The sequence below is a fragment of the Lautropia dentalis genome (genome assembly GCF_003892345.1).
Lineage (GTDB): Bacteria > Pseudomonadota > Gammaproteobacteria > Burkholderiales > Burkholderiaceae_E > Lautropia > Lautropia dentalis.
The window spans coordinates 1,182,150-1,203,000 of sequence record NZ_RRUE01000002.1; the positions used below are offsets into that span (position 1 = coordinate 1,182,150).

Genomic DNA, 20,851 nt, shown 5'->3' on the forward strand with positions numbered 1-20,851 from the left:
CACCGGGGTAATGATACGGGAGTTAATTCAATGTAAATGAACGCCCGCCTGGGGGCGGGCGTTTACCGCAGGGTTTTCAGGGCGTCAGAAGGCGAACATCCCCATCTGCGTCAGGATCCAGAAGAACGCGGCCCCGATCAGCAGGTTCTTGAAGCCCACGTAGGCCAGCATGTCCATGATGTTGGCCTGCCGGTAGGTTTTGCCCCACCAGACGCCATCCTTCACGTAACGCTTGCCCTGCAGGCGCACCAGCACTTCCAGCACGCTCCAGCCAAACCACGCACCGATGACGTTGATGGGCGAGGCGCTGCCCTGGGCGGCCAGGATCCACACCAGCGTGGTGCCCACGCCCAGCGCGGCAGCCACGGCCACCAGCAGGTGGTTGGCCTTCCAGCTTTCGCGGGTGAACGGCCAGAGGTGATCGAGCAGTTCGCCCCACAGGCGGCGTGGGCCGGTGAGCGTTTCCACCCGCGGGTGCACGCGCGTGCTCGGCCAGCGCGGATCCACGCCCTTGACGGGTTGCTGGGCCGGGGTCAGGTCGGTCGGCACGATGGGGATGAAGTAGCCGTCCTTGCCGATGGGGGTCATCTTCACGCCGGCACGTTCACGCACCTTGCGTTCCTTCGCCAGCGGCGGGCAGGCATTGGCGTCCGTGTAGAGGATCAGACAGTCCAGGCAGTGCAGGCACTCGCGGTGGTCGATCTGGCCGTCCTCGTTGATGGCCAGGGAACCGCAGTCCTTGGCGCAGGCCTTGCACTTGTTGCAGTCGGGCTTGCGCTTGAGGCCGAACCAGCGGAACGTGCTGGGCATGGCCAGCGAGGCGCCCAGCGGGCAGATGTACTTGCAGTACGGCCGCTCGGTGAACACGGCCAGGCCCAGAATGACCAGCACGAAGGCGCCGTACGGCCACGGCCGGTTGGTGATGCCCACCAGGAAGGTGGTCTTGAACGGTTCGACCTCGGCCAGTTTCTCGGCATCGACCATCGAGAACAGCGACACCACCAGCAGCACGAAGAAGACGCCGTACTTGACCCATTTGAGCTTGTGGTGCCATTTGGGCGGCAGCAGGAACTGGTATTTCTTCAGGCCGATCTTTTCACCGATGACGTGCAGCCCCTCCTGCAGCGAGCCGAACGGGCAGGCCCAGCCGCAGAACAGGCCCCGGCCGAACACGAACACGGTGATGAAGATGAAGATCCAGAAGAGGAACAGGAACGGATCGCTGAGGAACAGTGTCCACTCCCACTTGAAGAGGATGGAGTGGAACCAGGTCAGTACCTGCGTGACCGACGGCTGTGCCAGCAGGCCAAAGCCCACCCAGACCACGAAGATGGCCCAGAACGGGTACTTGAAGCCATTGACCGGCCACTTGTTCTTGCGCGACGACATGCGGGTGAGCGTCTCGCGGTAGGCGTAGACCACGGCGATGGTGGTGAGCATCAGGCCGAAGATGATCAGCTGCCACCACTTGGCTTTCCAGATCTTGAGCCAGCTGGGGTCGGGCCGGTGCACTTCGGGGCGGCCGCCGACCATGTACTGGGCCGGGGTCCAGTACTCGCTCTCGAAGGAGGTGAAGACCTTGGAACCGGTGTTGCGGTCGATCTTGTTGCTGAGGAAGCTCAGCTTCCACGGGTAGGCCGCGGAAAACGCCCGCGAGCGGATGATGAAGATGCCCGATTCGCTGTACTGGGGCGCGCCCTTCGCGGCCAGGCTGTAGAGATTGCGGACGTCGGTGTCGCGGAAGGTGAAGGAGTCGCCATCCTGGTGCACCTGGATGCGGTCATAGATGCCGCCGCGCACGAAGCCCGAGCCCTTGAAGGATTCCTTGCCGTCGGTGCGGATGATGAAGATGGCGTTCTCGCCCTCCTTCAGCTCGCTGTGCAGGTACTCCCAGGTGGATTTGCCCAGAATGGCCGGGCCGATGATGGGGGAGTTGAGCGAACCGAACCACAGTTCGATGAAGGGCGACCCGGTACGGTCCAGACCGACCTGCTGGGGCTGCACCACCAGCTTCTGCACCGCGCCCTGCTTGACCAGGGTGTCCCAGTCGGGCAGGGGGGCATCGGGTTTGGGCTGCACGTATTCGACCGGCTTGCGCACGATGGGCTTGATGATGCCCACCTGCCGGGCCACGGCGGCCCCGGAGGTCATGATGACCTGGTTCTGTGCGACGACGGTGACGGTGGCGCCCGAAATGGCATCCACGCCGATCACGCCATCTTCGGGGCGGGACTGGCCCACCTCGATGGTGTCCTTGACGGAGCGACCGAGATATTGGTCGTTGAACTTGAGCAGGGCGGATTCAGGAATGCCCAGCAGCAGGATGGGTTCGGAGTGCTTGAGCACCTTGACGCCCACGAACTTGCCTTCCTTGTCCATCCCGATCAGGGTGACGACAGGTTTGCCGGAATAGGCCGGCGTGTCGGTGATGTCGGTGGACAGCATGACATAGCCCAGCACGTCCTTGCCCTTCGGACCGCCCAGGGCTTCCACATACGGGGGTTGCCCCTTGCGTTCGGAAAACGAGGTAGCCCCGGGAAATACGTCCTTGCAGGGCAGCAGGGCACACATGTCGGTGGCCGTCTCCAGTCCGGCCGGCAGTTGTGCTTCGTACGCCTGGGAGCCCCCCGCTCCCGCTGCATGGGGTTTGGCCCAGACATTCAGGGACAGCAGGCCACAGACGGCAGCAGCCAACAGCCCCCTCCCAAAAGAGGTCCATTTCATGTTTAGCTGTAATCCGGTTTAACGACATCATCAAAAAAAATGGCCGGGCGCCGTGACTGTTGTTACAGTACGACGTCCCGGCCATTCACTGGTACTTCAATCAGGGTTCGACAATCATGCGGCCGCGCATTTCAAGGTGCAGCGCATGGCAGAAGTTGGTGCAGTAATACCAGAAAACGCCCGGTTTGTCGATTTTGAAGGTCACCGACTTGGTTTCCTGCGGGTTCACGATGAACTGGATGTTGTACTCCGGAATCGCGAAGCCGTGGGTCAGGTCTTCCACCTTGTCGAGGTTGGTGAGGATGAGCGTCACTTCGTCGCCCACCTTCACGTTGAACTCGGTCGGCTCGTAGGCCGGCGCCACCGAGGTGATGCGCACCGTGACCTTCTTGCCATTGCGGGTGACGCCGGTGTCGGCCTGGCTCTTGGTGGCCAGCGGGAAGTCGTCGAGGTTGTAGACCTGTTTCGGGTGCAGCCAGTCACGCGGCAGGATGACGAAGTCGTGCGGCTCCGGACGCACGGCGTTGTCGTGCGCGAGGATCATCTGCTCACCGGTGATGTCGAGCAGCTGGTCGTTCTCGGGGTGCAGCGGGCCAACCGGCAGGAAGCGGTCTTTCGAGAACTTGTTGCCCACGGCCATCCAGATGCCATCGGCGGCCTTCGTTTCGGCGCAGGTGGCGTTGATGTGGCCCGGCTGGTACATCACGTCGATCTTGTGGACGATCGGGTTGACCGTCTTGTCACCGGCGTATTTCTTGATGGCCTTCTCGATGTTCCACTTGCAGACCTGGCTGTCGAGGAACAGCGTGGTGTAGGCGTTGCCACGGCCGTCGAAGGTGGTGTGCAGCGGCCCCAGGCCCACTTCGGGCTCGGCCACGATGGATTTGTCCGGATCGTCCAGCTTGCCGTCGAACCAGTCCAGCACCTTCTGCAGGTCGATGACGGTGCAGGTGGGCGACAGTTTGCCCGAGCACACGAAGTACTTGCCGTCCGGCGAGGCGTTCACGCCGTGCGGGTTCTTCGGCACGGACACGCGCACGACCATGGCGCTCTTCGGATCCTTGTTGTTCTCGACGCGGCAGTCGACCACGGGCACCTTGGAGTCGCCGATGTGGGTGAACTTGCCGTCCTTGATGGCCTGTTCGATGCGGGCCACGTGGAAGAACAGGCAGGCGTCACGCTCGCGTGACATCATCTCGGCGTAGAAGTCGGCTTCTTCGAGGTTGTACTGGTTGGTGGCAGCCAGCTTGCCATCGAACGACGTGGCGACCAGGTCGCAGTTGCCGTTGATGCGGGCCTGCCACTTCACGTCCATCGTGAGGGCATCCACGCAGGTGAAGAGGGCGCCGTATTTTTCGGTGTCTTCCAGATCCTTGCCGTGGTTGGGCATGGGGATGCGGAATTCCTGGCCGCAGAACACCCGCGTGGTGTAGTTGATGGCCGGGTCGACCGGGTCGCGCTTGTCCGGGAAGATGCCGTGGAAGCCCTGCACGTTCGGCAGCTTGGTGATCTTGTCGCAGACGAAGTAGTCCAGACGGAAGCGGGCGATGCGGGCGTTGATCTTGTCGTTGATCCAGCAGTACTTGCCGTCGTAGATGCCGTCCTTGTAGGAAGCCTGCATGTGGTGGGTGTCGCCCACGACATATTCCAGCGTGCCGTCGGGTTTGGTACCCATCACGGCCTTGGATTCGTTGGTGATGCCCCAGCCGGTCAGTGGGTCGGGCACGAAGCAGGGCATGCGCAGCAGTTCGCGGCCCGAGGGGATGCCGATCACGCGGGCGTCACCGGTGTGGCCGGAACTCCACAGGCCGTAGTGGGTGTCGAGCTGTCCGGGCGGGATGTGCACGGGGCCGGCACCACCCTGGTGCGGGGCCTCGGCGCCATGGGCCGGTGCGGCACCACCTGCGGCCGCGCCACCCTGGGCGGGCTTGCTCTCTTCCTTGCAGCCGGCCAGGGTCACCGAGCCGATGCCCAGTGCAGCAGCCGCATTCAGAAAACGCCGCCGGCCAATGCCTGCCGGTTCCTTCTCGATGTGAGGGTCCTGGGCTTTCAGGCTCATGTTCTTCTCCTATGGTCTGCCCTGTTGCCGGATGTTTTGCGCCGCACCATGCGGCATGCCCGAAAGAGGCCGCCTCCTCTTTTCGGGGGCGGGCCTGCGTCCGGGAAACACCTGTCATTCGGAAGGATAATCAGCGGCCGCGTTGTAAAAATTGATGTGGATCAATTGAGTTTGATCAATATCAATTCTTGTTCACTGGGGGGCCACGGAAGGGTGGAGTGGCGCAAAAAATAGCCAAAAACAGGTGCCGGGAAAACGGGGGAAGGGCAGGCCAGAAGCGGGTCACATGCAGGGGGCGATGCAGGCCAGACACGGGGCAGGAACAGGGGAGAAACAGGGGCGGAAGCGGAGAGAAGCGGAATGGAAGCAGAGAAAGAAGGGGGGCGTGTGGCGTGGCAGCCCCGGGGTTGGCGGGTGGCAGGCCGGGGGATTGTCAATGCTGGTGCTGGCACCGCTTGGGGGTGGGGGGGCGGCGGGTACCGGGGATCGTGCCGGAAGCCGTTCGCAGCGGCATGGTCTGGGGAGCCTGTGCGCCTGCGTGGTCTGGAATGGGGCCGCAAACACACACGCTGGGCGTACACACATGCGCTGGACACAAAAACGCCCGAAGGGAACGGAGCCGTTCGGGCGTTTGAATCTGGTGGCCAAGGGCGGAATCGAACCACCGACACAAGGATTTTCAGTCCTCTGCTCTACCAACTGAGCTACTTGGCCAGGGAGCTTCCAGCGCACACCGGTTACTCAAGAGAACGCGATTATAGACGGAATTTTCCGTCCGTCAAGCGCCTGCTGCCATTCATGCGCTGGCCGCGGCACACGACTGCCCGCAGTGGTTCGCAGGACGAACCCGTTGCCATGCGCGTACCGCTCCCGTTACAGAAATCCACCCGCCGGCGCAGCCAGCCAGGGCGGCCTCCCGTATACTGCCCGCATGAATACATGTGATGTGGCCGTCGTAGGGGCGGGCAGTGTGGGTGTGGCCGCGGCGCTGGCCTTTGCGCGCGCCGGCAGGCAGGTGGTGCTGGTCGATCCCCGGCCGGCGGCGGTGCGGCCGGGCGGTGTGTCCGGTGTGGCGCCGGGGGGGGATCCCGACGACTGGGACAGCCGTGTCTTTGCCCTGTCGCCGGCCAGCATCCGGCTGCTGGACGGGCTGGGTGTCTGGTCTGCCATGGACATGGACCGGGTAGCCCCCGTGTACGACATGCGCCTCTATCATGACCAGGATGGTGGCGATGTGCAGGAAAGCCTGCGGCTCGATGCCTGGCAGGGCCAGATCGAACGGCTTGCCTGCATCGTGGAAGGGCGTCACCTTCAGGCTGCGCTGGACCTGGTGGCGGCCGACGCCGGCCGGACGCTGCGCCTGCAGCGCGTACAGGGCACGGTGTCGGCCCTGTCGCTGGCCGAGGGGCAGCCTGCCCGCCTGACGCTCGACCACGGCGAGGTCTGGGAGGCCGGCCTGGTGGTGGCGGCCGATGGTGCGCGCTCGGCGCTGCGCGACATGGCGGGGCTGGAAAGCCGCACCTACGATTACGGCCAGATCGCCGTGGTGGCCAATTTCAACAGCAGCCTGCCCACGCGGGATGCCGCCTGGCAGTGGTTCGATGCCGATCTGGGCGTGATGGCGCTGCTGCCGTTGCCGGCCATCGGCCGGCCGGCCGGGCAGGGGCGGGTGAGTCTGGTGTGGTCGGCGCCGGTGGAATGGGCGCAGTCGCTGGCGGCCATGTCCGGCGACGAACTGGCTGCCCAGGTGGCACGCCAGTCACGCGGGGCGTTGGGCGAGCTGCAATGCATCACGCCGGCTGCCTGCTTCCCGCTGCGTTCCGTCAGCTGCCCGCGCGTGATCGCGCCAGGCTTTGTCATGATCGGCGATGCAGCTCACGTGGTGCACCCCATGGCCGGACAGGGCATGAATCTGGGTTTTGGTGACGTGCAGGTGCTGGCCGACGTGCTGGCGCAGCCGGCGGTGGCGCCGGTCCGGGGTACGCCGGCGGCATTCCGCACGCCCGGCGCATCCCGTGCTTCGGGGGCGTCCCGTACGTCTGCCGGTTCCCGCATGTCTGCCGCGTCCCGTGCAACCGGTGTGTCCGGCGAGCCTGCCGGGTGGTATCACGGGTTGCCCACATGGCAGGCGCTGCGCCGCTACGAACGGACACGGCGTGAGCCGGTGAGCAGCATGCAGATGCTGATGACCGGTCTGCATCATGTGTTCGGTCCGGCCCTGCCGCCGCCGCTGGCCACCCTGCGCAATCTGGGCTGGCAGGCCGTCGGGGCGTCGGGGTGGCTGTCGCGTCAACTCATCCAGCGAGCCATTCGTTGACTTCGCCTGGTTTGCGCTGAATCCGGTTTCAGGTCATCGTCGCCATCGGAGATATTTGCGGCTTCGATGATTTCACCCGTTCGCCGGGTTCTGTTCTGGCCGCCGGAGGGCGCGCCCCGGTTTCGTTCGAATGATCCTTCAGACTCTTTCAGGAAGACCTTCTACATGACCAACCCCCACTTCTCCCCGCGTCGCTCGCTGGCTCGTCTGCTGGCTGCCAGCCTGATGGCTGCGTCGATGGTTTCCCCCCTGGCCGCTGCGGAGCCGGCCGGTGAGCTGGCTGCAGCCACCACGCCAGGGGCAGCACCGTCCCAGGGGGCAGCACCGTCAGAGGGGTTGACCGATGCGGTGAAGAAAGCATCGGCCGAAAAACCGGCCGGCAAGATTGCCGGCCCCGGTGTCAGTGCCGCGGTCGAGGCCGCCATCCTGAAGGGCATGCAGCAGCTGATGGCGGCCAATGCCGGCATGAAGGTGGAAGAAATCCGCACCACGCCCATCGACGGCCTGTACGAGGTGCGGGTGGGCTCCAACGTGGTCTATGCCGACGCGGGCGGCCGCTACGTGCTGGCCGACGCCCAGCTGCTGGATGTCGAGAACCGGCGCAATCTCACCAACGAGCGCCAGATGGAGCTGTCGCGCATCGATTTCACGAAGGATCTGCCGCTGGACAAGGCCATCAAGCAGGTACACGGCAAGGGCGAGCGGGTGTTGGCCATCTTCGAAGATCCGAACTGCTCCTACTGCCGCCGCATGCGCCAGACGCTGGCCGGCATCGACAACCTGACCATCTACACCTTCACCTACCCGATTCTGGCGCCATCGTCGCTGACCAAGTCGCAGAAGGCCTGGTGCGCGAAGGATCCGGCCACGGCCTGGAACGACATGATGACCGCCGGCACCGAGCCGGACAACGCCGGCGACTGCAAGACGCCCATTCAGGACGTGGTGGCCCTGGGGCGCAAGCTCAATGTCACCGGCACGCCCACGCTGTTCTTCCCGGACGGCAACCGGGTGCCGGGCGCCATCTCGCCCGAACAGCTGAAGCAGATTCTGGATGCCCAGAATGGCCAGGCGCAGCCGGGTGGGGCAGCGCCGAAGAAGGGTTGAGCGTTGACCTCGGGGAGGGGGCTGACTTCTGGTTGCCCTGACGCCTTCATCGGGCGTTAGGGAACCTCTGCAAAAGTCCTGCGGCACTTTGGCTCCCATGCTCGGGCGATCCAGTGCGTTGCCATTTGCCGCCAATAGCCCTGCTATTGCCGCCAAATGGCGCCTTCTGGCTCATCCCGATCCTGGGTCCAAAGCGCTCGCAGACTTTTGCAGAGGCTCCTTGTCCGTAAAGTTCTCGCCACGGTGCAGGTCTGCGGGGATCCTTTTACCCCGTCACCGCGGCACCAGCACCCACATCCGCACCGGCGCCTTCAGCAGACCGGCATTGACCCCGGCTTCGTGACCGAAGCCCCAGAAGAAATCGGCCCGGCGGCTGCCCTTGATGGCGCCGCCGGTGTCCTGTGCCAGCATCATCCGGCTCATCGGCTGCTGGCTCACCGGGTGCGTGCTCTGGATGAACACGGCCGAACCCAGCGGAATCCGGCTGCGGTCCACGGCCAGTGAACGTTCCGGGGTCAGCGGTACACCCAGTGCACCCACGGGGCCGGCTTCCGGATCGGCCGGATCCACCGGCAGTTCACGGAAGAACACCACCCCCGGATTGGTCTGCATCACCTCGCGGGCCTGGGCCGGGTGCTCGCGCAGCCACTGCTGGATGGCGGGGCCCGTCACTTCTTCCTTCTTCAGTGCGCCGCGCCTGACCAGTGTGCGGCCGATGGCCTGATAGGGGTGGCCGTTCTGGTCGGCATAGCCGAGGCGGATCAGCGAACCATCGCGCAGCTGCACGCGGCCCGAGCCCTGGATTTCCAGAAAGAAGGCGTCCACCGGATCGTCCGCCCAGGCGATCACCGGCTGCAGGGCGCCCACGCCATCGCGCCCCTCGCGGGTCTCGATCTCGCGGCGGTCTGCATAGGGCACTACCTTCTGCCCGTTCAGCCGGCCACGCAGGCGCATTCCCTTGAGCTGCGGGGCCACGGCGGAAAGGTCGATGGTCAGCAGGTCGCCGGGCAGCGCACGCAGCGGGGTCTGTCCGGGGCGTTCCTGAAAGCGGCTGCCGGTCAGCAGAGGTTCGTAATAGCCGGTCAGCAGGCCGTCGGGCAGGCTGCTGTCCTGCAGCTCGCGGGCGATGAAGCGCTCGCCGATCCACTGGCGCAGAGCGCCATCGTCCCTGCCCAGCAGGCGGAATTCACCACACAGCAGCGGCCACTTGCCCGGCGGACGGGGCAGCGCGCACTGGCGCTGGATGGCATCCGACAGGCCCTGCAGGTCATCGGTGTCCAGTCCGGGCAGCTGGCTGGCCGGAATGTCGCGCGGGGTCGGCGGGGCGCCCGGGCCGGTTTTCTTCGGGGCGGTGCCGCAGGCGGCCAGGATCACGAGCGAGGCCAGCAGGAGCTTCTTGAAGGGCATGTCGGTACGGCAGGGAAAGGAAGGAGGAAAGGCCTGTCAGTGCAGCGTGCGCGCCATGTTCAGCGGAAACGGCGGGATCTCGGCGTCGAAGCGTGCGCCGTCCTCGGCCACGAAGAAATAGCTGCCCTGCATCGAACCGCCCGGGGTGGGCAGCTGGCTGCCGCTGGTGTAGCGGAAGCTCTCGCCCGGACGCAGCAGTGGCTGCTGGCCTACCACGCCCAGACCCTTCACCTCGCGCCGCTCGCCGGTGTCGTCCTCGATGATCCAGTGACGGCTGATCAGCTGGGTGCCCACGGTACCGCGGTTGGTGATGGTGATCGTATAGGAAAAGGAAAAAACCCCGGCCATGGGCTCGGAGTGTTCTTCCACGTACTGGGTCTCGACGGTTATGTCCATCGCATAACGGTTTTCCGTACTCATGGGCAGCTCCTGCATTCAATACAATCGGATTCTATCCATTCAACTGATGCCATGAGGCAGGGCACACACATGACTTTCCGGATCGCACCCAGCATGCTGTCGGCAGACTTCGGCCGGCTGAAAGAGGAAGTGCAGGCCATCGAGGCCGCCGGCGCGGACATTCTGCATTTCGACGTGATGGACAACCACTATGTGCCCAACCTCACCGTGGGGCCGATGGTGTGCAAGGCGCTGCGTCCGCACATCCGCATGCCCATCGACGTGCATCTGATGGTCTCGCCGGTCGACGATCTGGCGGCCGCCTTTGCCGATGCAGGGGCCGATCTCATCACCTTCCACCCCGAGGCCAGCCAGCATGTGGACCGCACGCTGCAGCTCATCAGGTCGAAGGGCTGCAAGGCGGGGCTGGTGTTCAACCCGGCCACGCCGCTCACCTGGCTGGATCACACCCTGCACCAGATCGACATTGTGCTGCTGATGTCGGTCAACCCGGGTTTTGGTGGTCAGTCGTTCATCCCGTCCACGCTCGACAAGCTGCGCGAGGCCCGGCGCCGCATCGATGCCGAGAGGGCACGCAGCGGCCGCGAGATCTGGCTGGAGGTCGATGGCGGCGTCAAGGTCGACAACATCGCCGACATCGCCCGGGCCGGGGCCGACACCTTCGTGGCCGGCTCCGCCGTGTTCGGCGCGCCCGATGCGGATGGGGGGTACCATGGCATCCTGAAGCGCTTCCGTGAGGCGCTGGCGGGAGTCTGATAATGCCGGCGGATGTTTCTGGCTTCCCGGTGCAGGGGCACAAGGCGCGCGCAGACTGTTTCAGAGGCTCCCCACGCTTTTCTGAGGATCCCGTGCCTTACCGTGCCCCGGCGGGCGTGCCTCGCCTTCGGTTCTTTCCGGGCCAGCGCTGACATGTCGCTCTCCCTGCCTGTTCGTGGACGGGGTTGACTGGCTGCCCCGGCGTATTTCTGTCTGTTCAACATGAATGCTTCTCTCCCGCCTGCCCTGCAGGCCCGTCTGGTCCTGGTCCGGGCGCTCTGCTTCGATCTCGACGGCACCCTGCTCGACACCATCCCCGATCTGGCGGCGGCGGCCAACGCCATGCTGACCGATCTGGGGCATGCCCCCCGCCCTCTGGAGGAGGTGGCCACGTATGTGGGAAAGGGGGCCGACCGGCTGATCGAACGCATGCTGGCGGCGGCCGGGGCGCCCGCTGCCATCGGCACGCCGGCCTTCGACGCGGCGCGCGAGCGCTTCCACGCCAACTATCACCGGGTCAATGGCCAGGCGGCGCGCCTCTATCCCGGTGTGCTGGAGGGGCTGCAGAAGCTGCAGGCGCAGGGTCTGCCGATGGCGGTGGTCACCAACAAGCCCTTTGCCTATATCGAACCGCTGCTGGTGCAGTTCGGGCTGGCGCCGTTCTTTGCCTTTTCCATCGGGGGAGATTCGCTGCCGGTGCGCAAGCCCGATCCCGGCCAGCTGCTCGAAGCCTGCCGCCGCCTGACGCTGACACCGGCCGACGTGCTGATGGTGGGCGATTCCCTCAACGACACCCAGGCGGCCCGCGCCGCCGGCATGCCGGTGGTCATCCTGCCCTATGGCTACAACGAGGGCCGGCCGCTGGATTCGGTGGATGCCGATGCCGTCATCCAGACCATCGACCAGCTGGCGGACTGGGTGGCCCTTCAAGGAGACCATACATGACCGAACTCGAATTCAAGGCCCTGGCGACCCAGGGCTACAACCGCATTCCCGTGATGCTGCAGACGCTGGCAGACTTCGACACGCCGCTGGGCCTCTACCTGAAGCTCACGGGCACCGAAAGCCGGCGCAACTCCTTCCTGCTCGAATCCGTGGTGGGTGGTGAGCGCTTTGGCCGCTATTCGTTCATCGGCCTGCCGGCACGCACCGCCATCCGGGCCAAGGGCGCCCATATCGAGGTGCTGCGTGACGGTCAGGTCATCGAAACCACCGAGGGTGACCCGCTGGACTTCATCCAGCAGTACCAGAAGCGCACGAAGGTCCACCTGCTGCCCGGCCTGCCGCGCTTCTGTGGCGGGCTGGCCGGCTATTTCGGCTACGACGTGGTGCACTTCATCGAGCCGAAGGTGGGCAACACCGAAAAGCCCGATCCCATCGGTGTGCCTGACCTGCTGATGCTGGTGGTGGACGAGCTGGCCATCGTCGACAACCTCAGCGGCATGATCTATCTGATCGTCTACGCCAACCCGGCCGAGCCCGAAGCCTGGAGTCGTGCGCGCGAACGGCTCGACACCCTGCGGCTGCGCATGCGCAGCGCCGTGCCTGCCGACGATCTGGTGATGGGGCAGGGGGGGCGTCCTGATGTCCACACCCCCATCGAGCGTCCCTTTGCGAAGGAAGACTATCTGGCCACCGCCGCCCGGGCCCGCGAGCACATCATGGCCGGTGACCTGATGCAGGTGCAGATCGGGCAGCTGCTGCGCAAGCCGTTCCAGTACCCGGCCCTGTCGCTGTACCGGGCGCTGCGTTCGATCAATCCGTCGCCGTACATGTATTACTACGACTTCGGCGATTTCCAGGTGGCCGGCTCGTCCCCCGAAATCCTCGTGCGCCAGGAGCGCAAGCCCGAGCCCATCGTCACCCTGCGCCCCATTGCCGGTACCCGCAAGCGTGGTCTCACCGAGGCCGAGGATGCCGCCGCCGCGGCCGATCTGCTGGCCGACCCGAAAGAGCGGGCCGAGCACCTGATGCTCATCGATCTGGCCCGCAATGACATCGGCCGGCTGGCGAAGGTCGGGACCGTCAAGGTCACCGAACAGATGGCCATCGAGAAGTACTCGCACGTCATCCACATCGTGTCCAACGTGCAGGGCGAGCTGGAGCGGGAAATGGACGCCATCGACGTGCTGCGGGCCACCTTCCCGGCGGGCACACTCACCGGGGCGCCGAAGGTGCGGGCCATGGAGCTGATCGAGGAGCTGGAGCCGGTCAAGCGCGGCATCTATGGCGGCGCCTGCGGCTACCTCAGCTATTCCGGCGAGATGGATGTGGCCATTGCCATCCGCACCGGGGTGCTGAAGGATGGCGTGCTCAACGTGCAGGCCGCCGCCGGCGTCGTCTTCGATTCCGTGCCCGAGAAGGAATGGCAGGAAACCGAGATGAAGGCCCGTGCCGTACTGCGCGCCGCCGAGCTGGTCGAGAGCGGGCTGGCCAATGGGGGCTGATTCTCCGCTTCCGGGCTCATGCACGCGCGCGTGCTGATGCCGGTTTACGCATGCGCTCGCACTGATGCGCAGGCAGGGGCTTCATGAAAAGGGGCGGACGGGCGTGATGCCGTGTCCACCCCTTTTGTATCGGGAAGCGCCGGGGCGGCGGGAGGTGTCAGGCTGAAAGGATGCATCCAGCCAGAGGGGGCCAGGCTGGAGGGGGGGCATCAGGCCACCCGCAGGTGGCCCCGTATCCATGTTCCGCTCAGCTCTGCGGGCTGCTGCACTGCGGCGAGTTGCGCTGCAGCAGTGACTGGCTGATCCCCGTGCCACGGTCGGTCACCTGTTCGGCCAGTGTCGTCATCGTCACGGTGGTCCAGCCATTCTGCAGATAGCGCGGTGCCGAGTTGCCGGCCGCCGACAGGGCCACGCCACGGGTGCTCACGCCCGCTGGCGGATAGTAGTCGGCGCCCACGGTCATCAGCGCACGGCCGCCGCTGACCACGCGGGCCTGCACGCTCACCGACAGCGCCTGGGCATCCTGCGGCACCTTCACGAAGCTGTACCAGCCGTGCAGCGGATTGGGTGAGTAGGCCGTGGCGGAGGGCGAGCTGGTCATGTGGCAGTCGGTGAGCGCCGTGTCGGCCGTGCAGGTGCCGATGTCCGGGCGCATGTCCTTGGCCAGCAGCACCCAGCGCTGCATGTTGCGCGAGAAGTAGTACACGGACATCTGGCCCATCTCGATGTGGGCAGGCGTCCGGCTGCCGCTCGGCCCCGAGATCACGAACCACGGCATCAGCCGCTCCCAGGCGCCCTTCACGTAGCGGAACTGCGGCAGACGGGCCTTCTCCCACGACGGCCAGTGGTCGTAGCCTCCCAGCGAGCTGACGGAATAACCCGCATGGGACCACGTCCACGATGGGTTGATGCCGGCCAGATAGGCATCGCCCTGGCCCTGGTCGGCAATCATGCGGGCTGGCGTGGCGCAGACCTGGGCCTGCGCCGGTGCGGCGATGACCAGAGCGGCAAACAAACCAAGAGCGAGCGGCGACGGGTTGAAGGATGGCTTTTTCATGGCGTTGAAGGTGTCAGAAGAGAACAAGGGAAGCAGATGAATCGAAGCGGTATGACGCAGCATCGGCCTGCAGGTCATTTCACCGGCGGGAAATCTCCCGGTCCGATCAACGGAAATCATGTTCCGGCGTGCAGGCTCATGTGCAGTGATCGCAAGGCATGTCGACAGTGAACGGAAGGCTGTGCTTCCGCCGGGCTGCTCTGGCAGAGCAGGGCGACCAGGCAGGCGAAGGCAACCGGCTGGCAACGCCGGATCTGCGTATGCAGCCAGGTGTTCAGCCGGGACGGTTCCATGGGGGCTGCCGGGCCGGGCATCAGGGCTCCGGTACCTTTCCAGCGGTTGGGACTGGCGGCCTGGCCGGTGGGCGTGGTGTCCCTGCAATGGTGTTCCAAATTACCCTTGGTTACGTTCATGGGCAAAAAAAGCGAGGCAGCACGGGGCCGGAGCGTCGCAATGCGGGAGAAGCGGGTTGAGGAAGAGGTGAAAAATCGTTGCGCAAACAGCCACGACCCAGAATGTAGACCCAATCGCCCCCTGTTTTGGCGTGATGGAGGCCTGTCAGGCGCTGTAAATCTATAAAAATAGTTAAATTTAACGAGTTGCAAAAGAAAGTTGCTATAAAAATACGAGATGTATCTCTGTTTGGGCAGGTTTGTAGGCTGTCTGCCAACAGGTTGCACGGCCGTTTTCGCCTCTTTTGCCTGACTGTGGTGCATTGTGCGCCCCGGCCGGAAGAGGGGGGCTGCAGCGTGCCATTTCACCCAATGAACGAATTTCACCGCCAATGCCGGCTGGATGGCATCAGGATGGCGTCATGATCGGCCGTGCCTGCATATGTGTTGTGCAAACAAAACTGTTTTTGGAAAAGTCAATATCTGAGCCTGCTTTGTATCTGTGTTGTAAGTCATTTGTGTCGTCCATGGCGTACGGATGGCCCTTGCTGTCCGGTGCAGGGGGCTGCTCCGGGAAGGTTTCGCTGGGTCATTGCAAAGGGGCGCTCTGTTCTGGTCAAAGGGGGGGCTGGTGAGGAGGCCAGCGTTCCGGGACGTGAGGCCCGTTCAGGCGTGTGGCGCCCGCTTTCTCGTGGGCGAAAGGTGGCTGCTTGCGGGTGGGAGATTCTTTTCTTGTGGGGCGGGGGTTTTGCCTGCTCCGGTAGACTTGATGATCATCCCGCGGTTGCCCGGTATGCTTTTTGGCTGGCGGCTGGCGGCTGGCGGCTGGCGGCTGGTGGCTGGCGGCTGGTGGCCGGTGCTGGTGGCCGGTGCTGGTGGCCGGTGCTGGTGGCCGGTGCTGGTGGCCGGTGCCGGTACTGGCTGCTGGCGCCGATCCCTGTCCGGGCCGCGGACGCCTGTGCCTGACGCCGGTCAGCGCTCCGGCTGCCGTGACTGTGATCGTGACCGCAGTCCCTGGCCCGTGTCCCTGTCTTTTACGGAGTTCCCCATCATGCACATCCTTGACGCTGCCCGCCAGCGCTATGCCACCAAGCTCTACGATCCTGCCCGCAAGGTTCCGCCCGAGGTGGTGGCCGACCTGCTCGAGGTGCTGCGTCTGGCGCCATCGTCGGTCAACTCGCAGCCATGGCACTTCTTCGTCGCCGAAAGTGCCGAAGCGCGTGACCGCATTGCCCGCAGCATGGAGCCCCGGAACCCCTACAACGCCGACAAGACCAGGGCCGCCTCCCATGTGGTGGTCTTCTGCGCCCGCACGCACCTGCCGGATGCCCATCTGGACAATGTGCTTGCACACGAGGCCGCGGCCGGCCGCTTTGCATCCCCCGAAGCGAGAGCCCAGCGTACGGCCGTCATGAATGAATACGTGCGCCTGCATCAGGAGACCCGCCATGACGGGCCCGAATGGACGGCACGCCAGGTCTATCTGGCACTGGGCTTCTTCCTGCTGGCGGCGGCCAGTGCCGGTGTCGATGCCACCCCTATCGAAGGCTTCAATGAAGCAGCGCTGGACGAGGACCTGAACCTGCCCGCCCAAGACCTGCGCAGCCTGGCGATCGTCACCCTGGGCTACCACGCCGACGGCGATCTCAACGCCACTGCCGCCAAATCCCGCCTGCCGAAGGATGAGGTGTTCACCTTCCTGTGATCGTGTGGTGGCTGTCTGCCGGCTGCCGTCTGCCGGGCGCCAGCCGCTGACGCACAGGGAGTCTGCCAGCGAGCTGTAACAGGGGATCCAGTGAACGGCCGACAGCCAGCCGTCGAGCAGCAGAACAGCCGGTACTCAGCCTCCGCCCGCTCCGCGGGCCGGCCAGACGCGCACTCGATATGCAAAAACCGCATATCGATGCACGCCGCTGCCCGGGTCTGCCCCTGTTGGGGCCGGCGGAAATCCGTCATCCTTTCGGTTCCTGAAGAACAGCCTCCGTTGCTGTTCATTCGAGGGCGTCTGGACATGGGCTGGCTGCCACGGGACAGCCGGAGATGATTGCCTCGCGGGCGGGGAGGGCATGCAGGTTCATCTTCGCCCCTTGTCCTGCCGCACACGTCACTGTGTTCGGTCCCTCATGACAAGGACCGACATGATCAAGAAACTGCTTGCTGCTTCCCTGCTGTCCGCCACGCTGCTGCCGCTGGCGGCTCCCCAGGCAGCCACCGTCCGCTGGGCCCGCTCGGCCGATCCCGCCACGCTTGACCCGCATGCCGTCAACGTGGGCCTGAACTTCAACCTGCTGCACCAGATGTACGAGCCGCTGCTCATCCGGCTGGCCGACAACTCGCTGCAGGGGGCCATTGCCACCCACTGGAAACAGACCGATGATCCCGCCGTCTGGGAGTTCAAACGTAAACGCGCGGTGATCTCTACATCTTGAACGCCACATAGCCCACAGGCGATAGTGACCCCCCTTTCACAGAGGAGGTCGCCATGTTCACCAACACCGCGTTACCCGCTGGCCGTACGCGTCGCAGCTTCACCAGGGCCTTCAAGGCCGAGGTTGCCGCCCAGTGCCTGCACTCCGGAGAATCGCTGCCGCACATTGCGCAGCAGCATGACATCAGTCCCAGTCTGCTGCGCAAGTGGCTGCGCAATTACCGCCAGGAGGCCGGCCGAGGCACAACTGCCCCTTCTGCTGCCGATGCAGCCGCCGCCGCTGATCATTTCGTCCCGCTGATGCTGGCTTCGTCATCATCGGCTTCCGCCGCGAATGCAGCAACGCCTCGCGCACCGGGCAACCACCAGTCATGCACGGAGCGTGCCAGCGCCGATCCCGGGCTGCGCATCGAACTCAAACGGGGTGGTACCGAGCTTTCCATCCACTGGCCGATCAGCCATGCACAGGACTCGGCCGCCTGGGTCAGGCAGGTGCTGGCATGATCCGCATCGATGCCATCTGGCTGGCCGTGGAGCCAGCCGACATGCGTGCCGGCATGGATTCGATGCTGGTTCGCGTCGTTCGCGTCTTCGGCGCAGCCCACCCGCATCACGCCTACGTCTTTGCCAACCGTCGCGCCAACCGGCTCAAGGTTCTGGTGCATGATGGCGTGGGCATCTGGCTGGCAGCCCGTCGTCTCAACGAGGGCCTGTTCAGATGGCCTGCCGGCGATGAGCCCCATCTGCAGATCAGCGAGCAGCAGCTGCAGGCCCTGGTACTGGGATTGCCATGGCAGCTGCCCCGGTCGGCGGGCATCATCACCGCAGCCTGATTCAGGGATTCGGCACCGGTTCCGGTCAATGTGGCCGGTCATTCCGGCATCGTGACCGGTGATTCCGGTGATCGTGACCGTCTCACTCATGGATTTGCCCCGCGGGCAACCGGGAAATCTCCCGATGGCAGGCAGCGGCCAACACCGGCATACTGTGCCCCATGAACCGGCCCGCTTCCCCTGCAGAACTCACCGCTGACATCGCGCACATGGATGCGCAGCAGCTGCGCGAGTTCACCGCCTCGCTGATGCAGCAACTGCAGCAACAGGCGGGCGATCTGTGCCAGAAGCAGCAAATTCTCGAACAGCAACAGCGGGAACTGGCTCGGCGCGACGAAAAAATCCGCTTCACCACGGTCGAGAACGAGAAGCTCAAGGTCGAGCTGGCGTACCTGCGTCGCATCCGCTTCGGCAAAAAGAGCGAGAAGCTCGCCGGGATCCAGGGATTGCTGTTCGAAGAGGCCATCGACGAGGATCTGGCCGCGGTCGAGACACAGCTCTCCAGATCGGTGCCCCGCGAGGAAAAGCAGCCCCATCGCCAGCCCAAACGCCAGCCCCTGCCGCCGGGGCTGCCACACACCGAAATCCGTCACGACCCGGCCAACAGGAGCTGTCCCTGTGGCTGTGCCCTCAAACACGTGCGCGATGATGAGAGCGAGAAACTGGGCTACATCCCGGGTACCTTCTTCGTCGAGCACCACAAGCGTGGCATCTGGGCCTGCCCGAACTGCGAACGCATCGAACAGGCCCCGATGCCGCCGTGCATCATCGACAAGGGCATCGCCACCCCGGGGCTGCTGGCGCACGTGCTGGTCAGCACGTATGGCGACCACCTGCCGCTGTACCGGCAGGAAGCCATCTATGGTCGGGCGGGCCTGACGATTGCCCGTTCCACGCTGGGCAGCTGGGTGGGCCAGTGTGGTGTGGCACTGCAGCCGCTCGTGGACGCCCTGCGCAGGGAATTGCTCGAACAGGGGGTTCTGCACGCCGACGAAACCCCCATCAGGATTCTGGCTGCCCCCAAAGAGGGCAAGAAGGCTGGCAAGGGCTGGCTGTGGACCTTCGTGCCCGGGGAGAAAGAGGCCATCCGGGCGGTGGTCTACCACTTCAGCGACAACCGGGCCGGCGAGAATGCCCGGGGCTTTCTGGACGACTGGAAGGGCGCCCTGGTCTGCGATGACTTTGGCGGCTACAAGAAGGGATTCCGGCAGGGCATCACCGAGGTGGGCTGCATGGCGCACGCCCGGCGCAGGTTCCACGATCATTGGGTCCACAGCGAATGAGGTGTACTGTCAACCGTAGACAGTTGCTTTAATGTGAAGTCCGTTCAAAGAAGACCTTGCCTGAAGGCCACTGGCGACTGGTAGCCAAGTGCACTGTGCAGTCGCTGACGGTTGTAGAACACCTCGATCCACTCGGTGATCGCCGCTCGTGCCTGCGCACGCGTGGCGAAACGCCGCTGGTACAGCAACTCGTTCTTGAGTGATCCCCAGAAACTCTCCATCGGTGCGTTGTCGTAGCAGTTTCCCCGCCGTGACATCGACACCTGCATGCCCAGGGCATCAAGTCTTTCACGGTAGCGACTTGCGCAGTACTGGCTTCCCCGATCGGAATGATGCAGTAGCCCGGGTTTGGGGCGGGTATACCGGACAGCCCGATTCAGAGCCTCCAGTGTCAGCTCGTGTGTCATGCGCCTCGACATGGCGTAGCCGACGATCTCCTGAGTGAACACGTCCTTCACGCCAGCCAGATACAGCCAGCCTTCATCCGTACGCACATAGGTGATGTCCGTCAGCCAGACCTTGTCCGGTGCGTCGGCACTGAAGTCCTGGGCCAGCAGATTGGGCGCCACAGGCAAGGTGTGTGCCGAGTCCGTGGTCGTGCGAAAGCAGCGTTTCTGCCGGCAGCACAGGCCCATCTCGCGCCGCAGACGTCCGACACGATCCCGTCCGACCTTCTGTCCCTGGTGCCGCAACAGCGCATGTACGCGCAGCACCCCATAGGTCTGGCGCCCCGCCTCGTGAGCCGCCCTGATGTGAACACGCAGGCGCTCGTCGTCCCTGGCCCGTTGGCTGGGCTGGCGCTTGAGCCAGGCCAGATAGCCGCTGCGAGAAACCTCCAGTGCCCGACAGGCCACGGTCAACGGGTACCCCTTGCCGTGAACCCTGTCCTTCAGGAACGCGTACCTTGCAGGGACTCCTTCGCAAAGTACGCGGCGGCCTTTTTTACGATCTCTCGCTCCATCTCGGCACGGGCCAGCTCCCGGCGCAGTCGCACCACCTCGGCCTGAAGCTCCTCGCGGCTGGCCTCGGCCACACCCGAGAATGGCTTGCTCGGTCCCTTGGCCTTGACCACCCAGTTGGCCAGTGACCCCTTCGGAACCCCCAGCCTGGCGGCGACCTCGGCTTGCGAAAGTCCCTGTTCAAGGACCATCCTGACGGCCTCCGTCCTGAACTCGGCCGTGTAACTCTGATTCTGTTTCATCCGTTGACCCTCCATGGCCATTCTCCCTCATGTGGGTGTCTACGGAAGTCAGGCTACCTCACTGCTGATCAGCCACGATCTTGCCGTCATCCACTTCATGTGCGACGACATCGGTGTCATGCAGCAGGGCCGGCTGGTGGAGCAGGGTGCTGCAGACACCGTGCTCGACGCCCCGCAGCATGACTACACCCGGCAGCTGCTCGCTGCCGTTCCGGAACTCGGGCAGGCAGCGGACTGAACGTCACTTTCCGGCTGCCATCCGGGGGCACCCTGTTCACTGGTTGCTGGCCCTGCTTAGAGATGGATTGCGCCACCGGTGTCGCGAGACATGACGGGATGAGCTGCCCTTCGTTCCGGGTGCAGGCCGTACCTGCACTGGTCAGCCTTTCCCGTGCCGCTGCACCCCCGCCATGGGCAGCC

Annotated in this window: 17 protein-coding genes and 1 tRNA gene; 11 read left to right on the top strand and 7 right to left on the bottom strand. The window is 64.7% G+C overall.

The annotated features are described in order from the left end of the window. Window positions 1-84 precede the first annotated feature (84 nt). The 3 genes from EHV23_RS12755 to EHV23_RS12765 form a co-directional block, all read right to left on the bottom strand. Window positions 85-2,724, bottom strand: a complete 2,640-nt coding sequence (locus EHV23_RS12755; protein WP_125096405.1) for a 4Fe-4S binding protein — start codon at window positions 2,722-2,724, stop codon at window positions 85-87. Between the two features lie 100 nt (window positions 2,725-2,824). Next, window positions 2,825-4,783 (bottom strand): TAT-dependent nitrous-oxide reductase, encoded by a 1,959-nt coding sequence (gene nosZ, locus EHV23_RS12760; RefSeq protein ID WP_125096406.1) that lies wholly within the window; start codon window positions 4,781-4,783, stop codon window positions 2,825-2,827. Between the two features lie 638 nt (window positions 4,784-5,421). Further along, window positions 5,422-5,497 (bottom strand) — tRNA-Phe (locus EHV23_RS12765). Between the two features lie 217 nt (window positions 5,498-5,714). On the opposite strand from EHV23_RS12765, the gene EHV23_RS12770 reads away from it, so the two are divergent. Beyond that, the gene (locus EHV23_RS12770) at window positions 5,715-7,100 is read left to right on the top strand and encodes an FAD-dependent monooxygenase (RefSeq protein ID WP_125096407.1); all 1,386 of its coding nucleotides are present in this window, start codon (window positions 5,715-5,717) and stop codon (window positions 7,098-7,100) included. Between the two features lie 165 nt (window positions 7,101-7,265). Then, the gene (locus EHV23_RS12775; RefSeq protein ID WP_238990452.1) at window positions 7,266-8,207 is read left to right on the top strand and encodes a DsbC family protein; all 942 of its coding nucleotides are present in this window, start codon (window positions 7,266-7,268) and stop codon (window positions 8,205-8,207) included. Between the two features lie 273 nt (window positions 8,208-8,480). On the opposite strand, the gene mltA is transcribed toward EHV23_RS12775, so the two are convergent. After that, window positions 8,481-9,614, bottom strand: coding sequence for a murein transglycosylase A (mltA, locus tag EHV23_RS12780; RefSeq protein ID WP_125096408.1), 1,134 nt, complete (start codon window positions 9,612-9,614; stop codon window positions 8,481-8,483). 36 nt (window positions 9,615-9,650) lie between these two features. Beyond that, the gene (apaG, locus tag EHV23_RS12785) at window positions 9,651-10,034 is read right to left on the bottom strand and encodes a Co2+/Mg2+ efflux protein ApaG (RefSeq protein ID WP_125096409.1); all 384 of its coding nucleotides are present in this window, start codon (window positions 10,032-10,034) and stop codon (window positions 9,651-9,653) included. Window positions 10,035-10,103: 69 nt separating this feature from the next. Between apaG and rpe the strand changes: the two genes are divergently transcribed. The 3 genes from rpe (at window position 10,104) to trpE (ending at window position 13,237) form a co-directional block, all read left to right on the top strand. Beyond that, window positions 10,104-10,790, top strand: coding sequence for a ribulose-phosphate 3-epimerase (gene rpe / locus EHV23_RS12790; protein ID WP_238990453.1), 687 nt, complete (start codon window positions 10,104-10,106; stop codon window positions 10,788-10,790). Window positions 10,791-11,012: 222 nt separating this feature from the next. Continuing rightward, a complete protein-coding gene (locus tag EHV23_RS12795) occupies window positions 11,013-11,735 on the top strand; it encodes a phosphoglycolate phosphatase (protein WP_125096411.1) in 723 nt (240 codons plus the stop codon). After that, a complete protein-coding gene (gene trpE, locus EHV23_RS12800) occupies window positions 11,732-13,237 on the top strand; it encodes an anthranilate synthase component I (RefSeq protein ID WP_125096412.1) in 1,506 nt (501 codons plus the stop codon). The genes EHV23_RS12795 and trpE overlap by 4 nt, the downstream gene beginning before the upstream one ends. Before the next feature lie 247 nt (window positions 13,238-13,484). On the opposite strand, the gene EHV23_RS12805 is transcribed toward trpE, so the two are convergent. Further along, on the bottom strand, window positions 13,485-14,294 hold the full coding sequence (locus EHV23_RS12805; protein WP_125096413.1) for a lysine-specific demethylase: 810 nt from the start codon (window positions 14,292-14,294) through the stop codon (window positions 13,485-13,487). Between the two features lie 1,443 nt (window positions 14,295-15,737). Between EHV23_RS12805 and nfsB the strand changes: the two genes are divergently transcribed. The 5 genes from nfsB to tnpC all read left to right on the top strand — a co-directional run bounded on the left by nfsB (window position 15,738) and on the right by tnpC (window position 19,230). Beyond that, complete coding sequence (gene nfsB / locus EHV23_RS12810) at window positions 15,738-16,391, top strand: oxygen-insensitive NAD(P)H nitroreductase (protein WP_125096414.1); 654 nt, start codon at window positions 15,738-15,740, stop codon at window positions 16,389-16,391. A 433-nt stretch (window positions 16,392-16,824) separates the two neighbouring features. Then, on the top strand, window positions 16,825-17,115 hold the full coding sequence (locus EHV23_RS12815; protein WP_203228999.1) for a hypothetical protein: 291 nt from the start codon (window positions 16,825-16,827) through the stop codon (window positions 17,113-17,115). A gap of 53 nt (window positions 17,116-17,168) precedes the next feature. Next, on the top strand, window positions 17,169-17,618 hold the full coding sequence (locus EHV23_RS12820; RefSeq protein WP_125096415.1) for a transposase: 450 nt from the start codon (window positions 17,169-17,171) through the stop codon (window positions 17,616-17,618). After that, on the top strand, window positions 17,615-17,947 hold the full coding sequence (gene tnpB, locus EHV23_RS12825; protein WP_158615970.1) for an IS66 family insertion sequence element accessory protein TnpB: 333 nt from the start codon (window positions 17,615-17,617) through the stop codon (window positions 17,945-17,947). The genes EHV23_RS12820 and tnpB overlap by 4 nt, the downstream gene beginning before the upstream one ends. A 161-nt stretch (window positions 17,948-18,108) precedes the next feature. Next, window positions 18,109-19,230, top strand: coding sequence for an IS66 family transposase (gene tnpC, locus EHV23_RS12830; protein WP_125096417.1), 1,122 nt, complete (start codon window positions 18,109-18,111; stop codon window positions 19,228-19,230). 44 nt (window positions 19,231-19,274) lie between these two features. On the opposite strand, the gene EHV23_RS12835 is transcribed toward tnpC, so the two are convergent. Continuing rightward, window positions 19,275-20,431, bottom strand: a protein-coding gene (locus tag EHV23_RS12835; RefSeq protein WP_125096418.1) for an IS3 family transposase whose coding sequence is annotated in 2 segments (ribosomal slippage) — window positions 19,275-20,176 and window positions 20,176-20,431 — 1,158 coding nt in all. Because the reading frame shifts where the segments join, the coding sequence is not laid out codon by codon here. A 13-nt stretch (window positions 20,432-20,444) separates the two neighbouring features. Between EHV23_RS12835 and EHV23_RS12840 the strand changes: the two genes are divergently transcribed. Next, window positions 20,445-20,669, top strand: a complete 225-nt coding sequence (locus tag EHV23_RS12840; protein WP_420813062.1) for an ABC transporter ATP-binding protein — start codon at window positions 20,445-20,447, stop codon at window positions 20,667-20,669. Window positions 20,670-20,851 lie beyond the last annotated feature (182 nt).